The organism is Mucilaginibacter sp. A5337, assembly GCF_059690695.1.
Genome location: NZ_JCAWEC010000002.1, coordinates 191,702 through 205,551, shown reverse-complemented (window position 1 = coordinate 205,551; position 13,850 = coordinate 191,702). Strand labels below are relative to the sequence as shown.

At 45.1% G+C, this 13,850-nt stretch carries 8 protein-coding genes; 7 read left to right on the top strand and 1 reads right to left on the bottom strand.

Annotation, left to right across the window (positions count from 1 at the left end):
- Positions 1–87 precede the first annotated feature (87 nt).
- Positions 88–2,640: a glycoside hydrolase family 9 protein gene (locus AC59JO_RS05815; RefSeq protein WP_497304031.1), complete on the bottom strand. Its 2,553-nt coding sequence runs from the start codon at positions 2,638–2,640 to the stop codon at positions 88–90.
- A 476-nt stretch (positions 2,641–3,116) separates the two neighbouring features.
- Here AC59JO_RS05815 and AC59JO_RS05810 point away from each other — a divergent pair, with 476 nt between their 5' ends.
- From AC59JO_RS05810 to AC59JO_RS05780, 7 genes are all read left to right on the top strand, one after another.
- Positions 3,117–5,030 (top strand): alpha/beta hydrolase-fold protein, encoded by a 1,914-nt coding sequence (locus tag AC59JO_RS05810; protein ID WP_497304029.1) that lies wholly within the window; start codon positions 3,117–3,119, stop codon positions 5,028–5,030.
- Positions 5,031–5,065: 35 nt separating this feature from the next.
- Entirely contained in the window at positions 5,066–6,406 is a 1,341-nt protein-coding gene (locus AC59JO_RS05805) for a family 43 glycosylhydrolase (protein WP_497304027.1), read from the top strand.
- A 35-nt stretch (positions 6,407–6,441) separates the two neighbouring features.
- Positions 6,442–7,623: an endo-1,4-beta-xylanase gene (locus AC59JO_RS05800; RefSeq protein ID WP_497304025.1), complete on the top strand. Its 1,182-nt coding sequence runs from the start codon at positions 6,442–6,444 to the stop codon at positions 7,621–7,623.
- Between the two features lie 9 nt (positions 7,624–7,632).
- Positions 7,633–9,216, top strand: coding sequence for a glycoside hydrolase family 43 protein (locus tag AC59JO_RS05795; protein ID WP_497304023.1), 1,584 nt, complete (start codon positions 7,633–7,635; stop codon positions 9,214–9,216).
- Positions 9,217–9,518: 302 nt separating this feature from the next.
- Positions 9,519–10,889: an alpha-L-fucosidase gene (locus AC59JO_RS05790; protein ID WP_497304021.1), complete on the top strand. Its 1,371-nt coding sequence runs from the start codon at positions 9,519–9,521 to the stop codon at positions 10,887–10,889.
- Positions 10,890–11,602: 713 nt separating this feature from the next.
- Entirely contained in the window at positions 11,603–12,337 is a 735-nt protein-coding gene (locus AC59JO_RS05785) for a hypothetical protein (protein WP_497304019.1), read from the top strand.
- 19 nt (positions 12,338–12,356) lie between these two features.
- Entirely contained in the window at positions 12,357–13,805 is a 1,449-nt protein-coding gene (locus AC59JO_RS05780; RefSeq protein WP_497304017.1) for a family 43 glycosylhydrolase, read from the top strand.
- Positions 13,806–13,850 lie beyond the last annotated feature (45 nt).

Below are 13,850 nucleotides of genomic sequence, written 5' to 3'. Positions count from 1 at the left end.
GAGCAGAAGATTTCTCCTCACTCCACCGCAGAAACCACCTCTGGTTCGATCGAAATGACATCATGGTTTTATTATCCCGAGCTTACATTAATTATGCTGCCCTAACTGATTAACAGCTCCTGATAAAACCACGTACTGCGCACAGCCGCCTATTGTTACTTCGTTCTCGCCCCAGAAAAACGGCCAGTCTTCCTTATTTTCCGGAAAATCAGGTTTAAGTAACAGGATACCAGGTACCACACCGCCAGGAATAAACCTGAAATCGGCGCGGTTATTACCATAGGTTACTTTTTTTGAACGGCCACCCACTGCTGATACGAAAGAAAGGTTGGAGTAAGGGTGACATCCGAAGATATAATTCAGTCCTTTATAAACATATTCAGGGCCGATGATATTGGGAAAATACTTGTTAGCGTAATAGTTGGTAATGGCGAAATTAATAACCTGCCCGCTACCACCCCATCCACCGGGAGTTACAGGCACACCATACGGGTTCTGCTTATCATACTCATCACACGAGGCTTTGTATTTTTGCATATATCCCGCTATTTTATCCTGGTAATCTTTATCCATATAAGGATAAGCATGTAACGCGCTTATCATAACAAAGCCGGGAAAACGGTCAAGCATGGGCATGATCAGCTTTTTGAAATGATCTGCAAACTGCGGATCTTTTGTTGTGATATATAATTGAAGTGATGCAAGCATTTCATTGCCGGTGGCAAACATATTACGTGCCTTTGCGGCAGAGTCCATATGCATTTTCAGGCTATCATCCTCGTGCCAGAGTTTCCGGGCGCATTGCAGGCTTTGAGCCGACAGCGTATCATTATAACCTTTCAGCGCCCTGCTGGCAGCGGCAAGCGCAGCGGTAGCCTGGTAATCCAGGGCTATATTCCTGTTGGTAAATGCCCACCTGTCATCCATAGTACCACTTGATTTTCCGTCGGTTTGGTAAGGTTTTAACGAGGGGTTGTAAGGCAGGTTATCGGTTTCGTTAACCGCGTCTCCGAGGTGATGGTACTGGTGTAAATTGGGCACAATGATTCCGCGTGCCGCGTGGCCGATGTTCACAATCTGCGCTACCAGCGCAAGCGTACCATGTTCAAGTTGCTGCAAAACATCTGGTTTGCCGTCGGGCCGGTGTATATCTACGTAGCGGGTTGGGTAATCTACATAAGTTTCATCACGGTCGATCTTAAAATTCTCCCAGGCTTCCGCAAAACTCAGCACAACGCTGCAATGCGAGGGTGTTTCGATATCAAAATCGCCGGCATCAAACCAACCGCCAACGTTAAGTCCGGGGATCCGTTCAAGTGGTTTATATTTTGTATCGGTGGTAGGCCCCATTTTGTATGTATCAAAGTGCTGATGATTGGGAGGAGCCTGCAAAGCGTCGTCTAAAAAAGGAGCGCCGTGCCACACGCGGTAGGCCTCATTCACCATCATGTGATCCATCTGTACAGGGAACCAGACATCCATTGTTGGATGCCCGATATTTTCATAAACATTGGCATTGATTGGAAAAGCGTTGGTTTTTTGATCGCCATAGGCAATAACGTATAAACCGGATTTCTTTACGCTGCTGAAATCAAACTTCAAATAATTGTAACGTGTAAATTGCCCCCAGTGCTGCACTTCTGATTTTAATCGCTCAACATATTTTCCATCTGGTGTTACTTCAAAAAGCGTTGCGCTTTTTAGCGGTGTATCGTTTTTATCAAGTTCGATCACGGCAGTCTTTTGCTGCTCCGGGCGATAGCCCACCTGCGAAAACTCAATTACCGGCGCACGTTTCCAACCCGGTACGGCATTAGGCTCGATATACCAGGTTAATACCTTGCCTGTTTTACCTACAGGTAACAAGCTACGCACAATAAACCATCCGTTTTGCGCAAGGCTGCGGCCGTCAAACAACATCAGGTCGGCATCAGTCGATTGGATTTTGATATTGCGTTCGGGATCTTCAGGGGCCATCACCAGCGTTTTGCCGGTGGCAAGCGGTGCAGGGTCAATAAACTCGTTGCGGCCGCGATCATCAAATGTGCTATGCCCCGCAAACTGCGGAATCTTCTGGCTTGAAGGAAGCATTTTGGTTAAACCTGCCGGATACAGCGGAAATTCGCCTGGTTTTCCATCAACCAAAAATGTTTTCTCAAAATAGGCCGATGGTATCACTTCGAGATTAAAACCAGCCCTGCCAGCCAATTTTTCCGGAACCGGCTTGTCGAGATATAAACTCAACTCAACGCCGTTGCCTTTTGGTGTTACACTGATCCTTGAATCAAAATCATAACCTTCATAACGCATGGTTACGTCGATGCGATGGTTAACGCTATCCACTGTACGATTAACCATTGTGGGCACCAGGTCCCACTGCTCTGGTGTATTTTGCAGGCGTACTGCTCCACCTGTAATGGTGCGTACACCATGGTGTATCAGCTCTACCCCTGCTGTTTTCTCGTCCTGAAAAATCCCGTTGTATTGATTACTGAATACCAGGACGTTTACGCCGGGTGTTTCGAAATAGCCCAGCTTGTTTAACTTTAGTTTTTGAGCCGTGACATGGATAGATGACAGGCAACAGATTAATGCCATCACCACCATAACCGGCCTTGATGAGTAAATTTTTAATTTCATGGTTTATAAGATTGATTATAAGCGTTTCTGATCGGGGATACCGATTATCGACCATACGAAAGTATCCGTACAGAAAATGGCCTGCTACCACAATCCAATATTTTGATACCACGAATGTATCTGTGCGCCGCAGCTATATGATTGTTACAATTGATCCGGAGAAACCACTCTGCGGGAGGCCTAATCCAGTCAAATATAATTGAAAATCAGTAACTTAATAAACACACCGACAACATCGGGCGCATAATCGCTGTGTTTACCTTTCGCTCATTGATTTTCGCCAGCCGGTTTATTAATTATTTTTTTTCGGTTAAACATTCGTTCTATCATTATCATAATTTGTGTTAACCGCGGCAAAAGTGCTTCCCCTACTTTCGGGTATTCCTCAAACGAGCAAAAACTAATACAATTTTAACCGCTTTAGCTTCTGTTAATCTGAGGAGAGATCAGTTCCGCAGATTAACAGATAAAAAATTATGAAAAAGATAGCCTACCTTACCGCCATTGGCATTTTGCCTGCCATGATGGCCATATCACAGCCTGCGCTTAAACACTCGCCGGCTGGATTTGACACTTATCGTGCAGGGATAGCACACGGAAAATTAGATACCGTTACTTATAATTCAAAAACAGTCGACTCCAGGCGTCGCGCTGTAGTTTACCTGCCGCCGGGGTATACTGCAAAAAAGACCTACCCTGTTTTGTACTTGCTGCATGGTATTGGCGGCGATGAATTTGAATGGCTTAACCAGGGCACGCCACAGGTGATACTGGATAACCTGTATGCAGATAAAAAACTGGAGCCAATGATTGTGGTACTGCCCAACGGCCGCGCCATGAAAGATGACCGCGCCACCGGCAACATAATGGCACCGGATAAAGTTGCCGCCTTTGCAACTTTCGAACACGACCTGTTGGACGATCTGATCCCATACATCCAGAAAAAGTACCCTGTTTACACTGACCGTGAACACCGGGCACTGGCCGGCTTATCGATGGGTGGCGGACAATCGCTCAATTTTGGGCTGGGTAACCTGGATAAATTTGCCTGGGTTGGGGGCTTTTCATCCGCACCAAACACTAAAAAACCTGAAGAACTGGTACCCGATCCGGAAGCTGCAAAAAGCAAACTTAAACTGCTCTGGATCTCCTGCGGTGATCACGACGGGTTAATGTCGTTCAGTAAACGTACCCACGACTACCTCGAGCAAAAAAATGTACCGCATATTTTCAGCGTTGAGCCGGGGATACATGACTTTAAAGTCTGGAAGAATGATCTTTACCTGTTTTCGCAATTCCTTTTCAAACCTGTTGATATCGATAAATTTAATACGCTGATCCTGGGCGGCCCTGCATCTACCAATATCCGGGGCGCAAAATATCCCTTTATTCTACCCGACCACCGGGTGCAATTCCGTGTTAAAGCACCTGAAGCACAAAAGGTACAGGTTGATCTAGGCAAAAAATATGATATGGTAAAAGACACCGCCGGTTATTGGACAGCCACAACTGATTCTATTGGCGAAGGCTTCCATTATTATTCGTTGATTATAGATGGTGTTGCTACAGCTGATCCTTCAAGCCAAACCTTTTATGGTATGGGTCGTATGGCCAGCGGTATTGAAATACCTTTTGAGGGCGGTGATTATTATGCTGTTAAAAACATTCCGCACGGCGATATCCGCATCAAAACTTATTTTTCAAGCGTCACCAAATCGTGGCGGAGGCTTTTTATTTACACGCCACCGGGTTACGATGCAAGTCAGGTTAAATACCCTACGCTATATATATTACATGGCGGCGGTGAAGATGAAACCGGCTGGGCAACCCAGGGTAAAACCAATATGATCATGGATAACCTGATTGCAGCCAAACAGGCAAAGCCAATGGTTGTAGTAATGCCCGATGCCAATTTTAGCGGTGCAGGCTTTGGTGAAGCCGGGCTCAAAACCTTTGCAAATGAAATAAAACAGAACATCATTCCTTTTATAGAAAAAAACTACCGGGTTGACCGCACCGCACAGGGCCGTGCACTGGCCGGTCTTTCTATGGGTGGGCTTAATACCCTTTATACAGGCATATACAATACCGATATGTTCAGTTACCTGGGCGTATTCAGCTCGGGATGGATTTTGCCGGTACAAAATAGCATCGCCGATGCGCAGTATGATTTTATGAATAAAAACACGGCTAAAATCAATACTAACCTTAAGGCATTTTGGATAGCCATGGGCGGCAAGGAGGATATCGCCTATAAAAACTGCCAGATCATGTTAGCAAAGCTTGACGAGATGAAGATAAAGCATACTTACTATGAATATCCGGGCGGGCATACCTGGCCTGTATGGCGAAATGATCTTTACAAATTTGCTCCTATCCTGTTTAAGTAATCGACGATCAAAAAATCCAACCGGAAATTCAGCACATGAAAAAATTTAAGTTTTGGCTATTATTAGGGTCTTTGATAGGTTTCGCAGAGCTATCGGACGCGCAAAATCCATTAATCAGGGACCAGTTCAGCGCCGATCCTTCGGCCCGTGTTTTTGGCGACAGGGTTTATGTTTACCCCTCGCATGATATTAAGGCAACGCCGGGCCATGGCCGGCCCGGTTGGTTTTGCATGGAAGATTATCACGTTTTTTCATCGGCTAACCTCACCGATTGGACCGATCACGGTATGATCATCAGCCAAACCACGGTACCCTGGGCCGAACCAACATCTTACAGCATGTGGGCGCCCGATTGCATTTTCCGCAACGGGAAATATTATATGTACTTTCCCACTACTGCGAAAGGCAGCGAAAACGGCCGTGGGTTTACCATAGGTGTGGCCATAGCTGATAAACCTTACGGCCCGTTTATACCGCAGCAGGAGCCTATAACAGGCGTGCACGGCATCGATCCTAATGTGTTTATCGATAAAGACGGACAAGCATATCTGTATTGGGCACAGGGTAACCTGTACGCGGCAAAGCTTAAAGAAAACATGCTCGAGCTTGCTTCAGAGCCCATAATTTTAGCTAACCTGCCAGATAAAGGGTTAAAGGAAGGCCCCTACCTGTTTGAACGTAAGGGTATTTACTACCTCACCTATCCGCATGTGGCCAATAAAATTGAAAGGCTGGAATATGCTACCGGCAACAACCCGATGGGGCCCTTTACATTTGCAGGGGTGCTGATGGATGAATCGGCTTCCGGCTGCTGGACCAATCATCAATCCATCATCCAGTTTAAAAATCAGTGGTACCTGTTTTATCATAACGATGATCTGTCGCCGAATTTCGACAAAAACAGGTCGATAAGGTGCGACAGCCTCTTCTTCAATGCCGATGGAACGATTAAAAAAGTTATCCCAACCCTGCGTGGCGTGGGGATAACCAAAGCCTCAGAAAAAATACAGATAGACAGGTACAGCGATAAGGATAGTACTGTGCAGATCTCCTTTCTTGATACAGCAAAAAGATTTGACGGATGGAAAACCACTTTAAAAGACGCCGGCAGTTGGATCCGTTACAATCGGGTTGATTTTAATGGCAAAAAATTTAAAGAAATGCAGGTTATGGCTAACTCGGAAGGCCCGGCAACCATAGAAGTACGGCTTGGCAACACCACCGGGCCATTACTGGCTACCGCGAACATTGGCAAAGGAAGCGACTGGCAGCTTACACAACACCGTCTCACCTCGCTTCCACCCAAAATTGCCGACCTGGTGATCGTATTAAAAAGTGGTACCGGTGCCAATATCGACTGGATAAGTTTTAAATAAATCAAATTACATTAGCCCAACTGTTCCATACCAAAATGAAACTTAAAACTCTGATAAATTTTGTATCTCCGTTGTTGCTGGTGAGCTCCGCCGCTTTTATGTCATTTACAGGCCGGCAGGCATTACATCCAGGAACGGAAGAAGGTCAGGTTTCTCACTCGCCACACAAGCCGGATAAAGGATTGAAGGATTATTACCGAAAATATTTTCCTATTGGCGTAGCGGTTAACATGGCGGCACTTAGCGGGCCTGAGGCAGAACTCGTTGCAAAGGAATTTAACAGTGTTACGCCTGAAAATGACATGAAGATGGGGCCTATCCATCCGCGGGAAAATGAATATAACTGGAAAAACGCCGATGCGATAGTAGCATTTGCACTGCAGCACCACATGAAAATAAGGGGCCATAATTTGCTGTGGCATGCACAGGCACCTGTATGGATGTTTAAAGACAGCACGGGCAAACAGGTAAGTAAGGAAGTTTTACTGAAAAGGCTCAAAGACCATATTACGGCAGTAGTCACTCATTTTAAAGGCAAGATATATGCATGGGACGTAGTTAACGAAGCCATTGATGATAAGCCCGACAACTACCTGCGTAACTCATTATGGTACCAGATCTGCGGCGAGGATTTTATTGCCAAAGCCTTTGAATATGCTCATGAAGCAGCCCCTGATGCCCAGCTTTTTTACAACGATTACAATAGTGAAGTTCCATCCAAACGCGACAAGATCTGTAAATTGCTCAAAAACCTTAAAGATGCCGGCGTGCCGGTAACCGGAGTAGGTTTACAGGGCCACTGGAAATTAACAGACCCAACCATTCAACAAATAACCGAAGCTATAGATAAATACGCGGCACTTGGATTAAAACTACAGATCACCGAACTGGATGTTACGGTACGAACAGCCCAGCCTCGTAAAACAGGAGATCAAACAATGCAGGATTCGTCTTACACGGAAGCCATGGCCGCTCAGCAAGCAGAGAGGTATAAGGCTATCTTTGAGATCTTCAGGAAATACAAAAGGGTAATAACCGGGGTTACTTTTTGGAACGTGTCTGACAAGCACAGCTGGCTCGACTATCGTGGCGGTGGCATTGCCGGCGGCGCTGCTGCAACCCAGGCAACAAGCCGTACGGTTATCAAAGCTTATCCGCTGCTGTTTGATGAAAACCTTCAGCGTAAAAAGGCATATTGGCCGGTAGTTAACTTTTAAATGTTTTGAATGGAATCTTATCAAAAAAAAGGCATCGTACTCCGCAAGCTGATATTAACTTACCTGATATGGCGGATGGCAGTTTTGCCGGGATTTGCACAAACTGCCCAAAACCCTATTATCTATGCCGACGTTCCGGATGTGTCGATGATCAGGGTTGGCGATACTTATTATGCAAGCAGCACCACTATGCATCTTAGTCCGGGGCTGCCGATCATGAAATCAAAAGACCTCGTAAACTGGCGTATAGTAAGCTACGCTTATAGTACGCTTGACGATGGGGATGCCCTTAACCTCTCAAACGGGGCAAACGCCTATGGCCGGGGATCCTGGGCAAGCAGTTTGCGTTACCATAACGGAACATTTTATGTGTCCACCTTTTCGGGTACAACCAATAAAACATACATCTACAGCACAAAAAACATCGAAACAGGCCAATGGAAAGTAAAATCCTTTACGCCGGCGCTGCATGACCATTCATTGTTTTTTGATGACGACGGAAAAGCCTATATGGTTTACGGGAGCGGCAAAATTATGCTGGCCGAATTGAATGAGGACCTATCCGGCGTCAATCCTGATAAAAAACCGCAAATCCTTATCGGGAATGCAAGCGCCGTTGCTGGTCCCAACATTGGTTTGCCTGCTGAAGGATCGCAGCTGTTTAAAGTAAACGGGAAATATTATCTTTTCAACATCAGCTGGCCAAAAGGAGGAATGCGTACTGTTTTAATACACAGGGCAGATCAACTCACCGGGCCCTATGAGGGCCATGTAGGCCTCCAGGATAAAGGTGTGGCGCAGGGCGGGCTTATCAATACCCCTAACGGCATTTGGTATGCCTATTTATTTCGTGATTTTGGCGCCGTTGGCAGGGTGCCGTACCTGGTACCGGTTAAGTGGACTGATGGATGGCCTGAATTGGGTATCGACCATAAAGCACCCGATACGCTGGATTTACCTGTAAGTAAAGGCTTGATTCCGGGTATTGTATCATCTGACGAGTTTGGCCGAAAAAACGGAGAGCCGGCGCTGCCGTTAGTATGGCAATGGAACCATAACCCAGATGATCGGCTGTGGTCGTTCAAAAAGCGGCCCGGCTACCTGCGATTAATCACCGGACGAACAGACAGCACTTTACTATCGGCGCGTAACACATTAACGCAACGCACCATTGGCCCTGAATGTTCGGCAACAACTTTAATTGACGTTTCCAACATGAAAGACGGCGATTTTGCAGGTCTGGAATTACTGCAACAGCGATATGGCTTCGTCGGCGTTAAATCAGACCATGGCTCCAGGCAGATTGTAATGATTAATACCCAGACCGGTGCTGCTGCAGAAGCGGCCAGCATACCTTTAAAACAAACGACTATTTACCTTAAAGCAAGCTGTGATTTTACTAACCGTACCGACAAAGCTCACTTTTTTTATAGTCTCGACGGACAAAAATGGGAGCCTATCGGTACACCCCTGCAAATGGCTTATACAATTCCTCATTTTATGGGGTACCGCTTCGGCCTGTTCAATTACGCAAGCAGACAAACGGGCGGTTATGTCGATTTTGATTTTTTCCACATCAGCAATACACAATAATAGCTATAAACCTAATCGTCTTTTCAGAATAATACAGAGATCATGCTGAATATTCCGGATCGTTGGTTTCCGTCAGACACCTATGAGTTGCTGTCATAGCTGTTGAAAGCATACCAGGACGGGTCGGATTTATGCCAATGAAAGTCTGATTAATATTAATCCTGCTAAGGGTGTTTTATATAATTTCGTGCAACCAGATAACCGTATTACAACCTTTGCTTTGAGTTATTGTAAAAAGCCTTTATAAACGCAAAGATGGTTGTGTTGTCAATTATATAAATAGCTAATTCTGAAACTAAATTATGTTCAAGCAAAAAATAAAAATTATTGCAACCGGGCTTACGTTAACTCTCATGAGTTATTCTTCTGCTGTAAAAAGCCAGGAAATGGGCGATGCAGAAAAAAAATCAATGGAAAAAGGTAAGATTTACCCCTCGTTAAAGGGTGTGGGGCAAGGTGTATCCGGGCCGGGCTCCAATCTTCCGCCCGAAAAGATGCAATGGTGGGAAGATCAAAAATTTGGGATGTTCATACATTGGGGCTTATATGCAATCCCGGCCACGGGTGAATGGACCATGTTTAACCAAAAGATACCGGCCGAGGAATACGCTAAATTAGCAGACCAATTCAATCCGAAGCATTTTAGCGCCGCAGAATGGGCTAAGGTAGCAAAAGAGGCGGGCATGAAGTATATGGTAATGGTGAGCAGGCATCATGATGGTTTTGCCCTTTGGAACAGCCCTTCAAGTTATAAGCATTTTGATAGTTGGGAAACTGCTGCTCACCGCGATTTTGTAAAAGAGTATACAGATGCCTGCCGTAAAGCGGGTCTATACGTCGGTATTTATTATTCTCCTCTGGATTGGCGTTTTCCTGGTTATTTCGACCCTAAGGGGCTTCCTGACAATGCTGCCCTGCTCAAGAAACAAACGTATGGGCAGGTAGAAGAACTAATGAAAAACTATGGCAAAATAGATATTTTGTGGTACGATGGCGGCTGGCTGGCGCATAAAGGTACTGATGCCGATGCGGCATGGTTCTGGGAACCATTAAAACTTAATGCCATGGTACGCAGCTATAACCCCGACGTGGTTATTAATCCAAGATCAGGAATGGTAGGAGATTTCCAAACCGATGAAGGCGGCGCGGATGTTAAAGGCCCTATTATTCCCTTCCCATGGGAAAAATGCCTGAACCTTAACGAAACGAGTTGGGGATATAATAAAGCCCAACGGTTGATGCCGCTGGAAAAAATTATAACTATGCTCGTTAACACGGTTGACCGAGGCGGGAACATGTTATTAAATGTTGGACCCGACCCGGACGGTGTTATTCCTCCAACACATGTGGACCGGCTGAAGGAAGTGGGAAACTGGTTAGCAAAAAATGGTGAAAGTATCTATCAAACTCGTTCCGGGCCTTTTCAACCTGTTGATGATTTTTATGGCGCTACTTACAAAGGCAATAACATATACATCCACCTGCTAAAAATGCCGGAGGGAGAAACTGTTATTAAATTACCGCCAATTAAACAGACTGTTACCGCATGTTCTGTGCTGAAGGGTAAAAAAGTTAAATTCCATCAGGATGTAACCGGTATCAATCTCGACCTAACCGGGGTACAATTAGATCCAATCGTAACCACCCTGGTATTGAAAACTAAAGCTAACTAACAACTTTAATAAATAAACGACCGATTCAACAAGAGCTTACTGGAGAGGTTGTATCATAAATCAAATTGACGCCCCCTGGTGTTGTGTTAACTATAAATTGAAATTTAGTCGATAATATATACAAAGAGGGGTTAACACTTTTTTCGCATAAAAAAAACTCAAACACTTGATTATGAACTATATAATCAAAAATTAGCATTAATTTGTGTTAACCCTGTTAACCCCCATTTTGTTAATAAAGTTAATTAAATAGAAACTATATATCGCTTAAGTATCAGAATAAGCCAAAAAAAGCTGTATCACAACGGGGAAATCGCTTTTAAACTTGTCGTTTATAGCCTCACCTAAATCCTCTCCAAAGGAGAGGATTTAGGTGAGGCTTAGTTTTCGAGCGAAATCGAGTGTACTGGTTTAAACGCGATTTTCCTGCCGTATCACAATTTACGATACAGCCTCTTATTTTCCCCATAACAAAACCCGGCACTTACTCAACCGCCCATTCGAACCCCATTTTGTTATAGATCAGGTAAGGTAAGCCAAACCGATCATCGTTTAGGGGGATTCAATACCAACATCTTTTTATCCCTAACAACCGGTAAAGCCTGATCTAATCGTCCAAAAGTTGTTTTGTTTTGACAAATAGTGGTATTTACCCTTTGCCGGCATATCTATTTTTGGCCTGAAACGCTTTTATAAACCACAGTAAGGATCACATGAATATAAAATACAAAGTGTTGTTGCCCGGCGTATGCCTTGCAATTTTATTGGGGTCGGCAGTGCTTAGCCGTTCTGCTACGCCACGGCATAAAATACACGGCATCACTCAAAGCGATACTACAGTAAGCCTCTCCCCCTACTTCATTCCGGCAACAGCATTAAAAAAGACGCCGGACGACGAAGGGTTTATCAGGCGTTGGCTATTACTGGAGCCAATTAATAAACCCAATCGAAGCAATACCGTATTTACCGACAGTTATCTCAGGTCGGCATTTACTACCAGTTATTTTCAAAACCAGTTTACAGGAGTTCCTAAAAATGGTGAAAAGGTAAAGGTTGAGGGCCAGGAACTAACCTGGCATGCACTGGAGAGCAACAATTTCAATGTTAAACTTTTCAGGTTTGCAACCGGGTTAAAAAAGCCAACCTATGGCGTTTTGTTTTGGGCCGTGACCATTATCAACAGCCCGCGCGAAATTAAAAATGTAAGAATGGCCGTAGGATCAAACTCGGCATCGATGTGGTGGCTAAATGAAAAGGAAGCTATTCTATTATCGGGCGACAGGCGTATGGTAATGGATGATTGTGTATCACCCCGTCTTACAATTAATAAAGGGAAAAATATTATCCGTGGCGCGGTGATCAATGGCCCCGGAATGAGTGATTTCTGCATCCGCTTCCTTGATGAAAAAGGGATGCCCGTAAAAGACCTCACAATTAGTTACGAATAAATTTATTGATCAGCTGACTATGAACTTCATTACTAAAATATCAGGGGCTATTGCCTCGCTTTCAATATGTGCAGCGAGCGCTGTTTTCGCTCAAGTAGGGAAACCATTTATACATGATCCATCAACCATTATGTTATGTGATGGTAAATACTACACATTCGGCACCTTTGGCGGGGGATTGATATCCGATGATGGCTGGACATGGAACAGCGGTGCCGTAAGGCCAGGCGGAGGGGCAGCTCCGGATGTTGTAAAAATCGGCGACCGTTATCTGATAGCATATGGCGCGACAGGCGGAGGCTTGGGAGGCGGCCACAACGGCAGGATCCTTACCATGTGGAATAAAACGCTCGACCCGAAATCGCCCGATTTTAAGTATTCGGAAGCTGTAGTTGTAGCTTCATCCGACGGAAAGGAAGATAATGATGCCATTGATCCGGGGCTTTTGCTTGATCCAACCTCCGGAAAGTTATGGTTATCATACGGTACTTATTTCGGATTTATCCGCCTGGTAGAGCTCGACCCCAAAACCGGCAAACGGATGCCTGGCAACAAACCCATAAACATTGCCATTGATTGCGAAGCCACCGATCTGATGTACCAGGACGGATGGTATTACCTGCTTGGCACACACGGCACATGCTGCGACGGCCCAAATTCAACCTATAATATTGTGGTTGGCCGTTCCAGAAAAATAACCGGCCCCTACCTTGATAACGTGGGGCGGGATATGCTAAAAGGCGGTGGAAAAATGGTGCTTGCGGCAGGCAAAAAACTGATAGGTCCGGGGCACTTCGGGCGTATTATACTTGGCGATGGCGTTCAGAAAATGTCATGCCATTATGAAGCCGATTTAGACAGGAACGCCTATAGCGTATTGGGCATCCGTCCTTTGCTCTGGAAAAAGGGCTGGCCGGTTGCAGGCAATATTTTTAATGAAGGAACTTACGAAATCACCTCAGAAAGAAGAAGATATGCACTCGAATTAGCAGTTGATTTTGTACGAATGCCGGGCGGGATGCGATTTAACCGGAATAATGATGAACCTGTAAAAGCTGTTCCAACACAGGAGCTAACAGACGTGGTCAACACCTGGCCTACCGGAAATATCAGTGTCAGAATAGGCGATTATATGTCCCGGCCACATCAAAAATGGACAATCACGGCAGTACCCGACGCAGGAGGATATCCCGGAAGCCCCTATTATAAAATTGGGATAGCAGGAACCAACAGGGTATTGGCGTCCACAGCCGAAGCTGAAGTAATAACACTACCAGCATTTACCGGCACACCCGAACAATTATGGCGGATAGACCAGCTTACCGATGGCAGCTACCGGATAATGCCTAAGGCTATCCCTAATTCAAAAGAGCAGCTGGCCCTGGTATCTTCAGGAGATAGTACGCCGACACTTGCAAAATTTGATATGCGCAGTGATAATTCAAAGTGGACTTTTAATACTGATTGATGTTTATTTTACAAAGACAGCGCCAGATGTCTGATATTGTTAAAA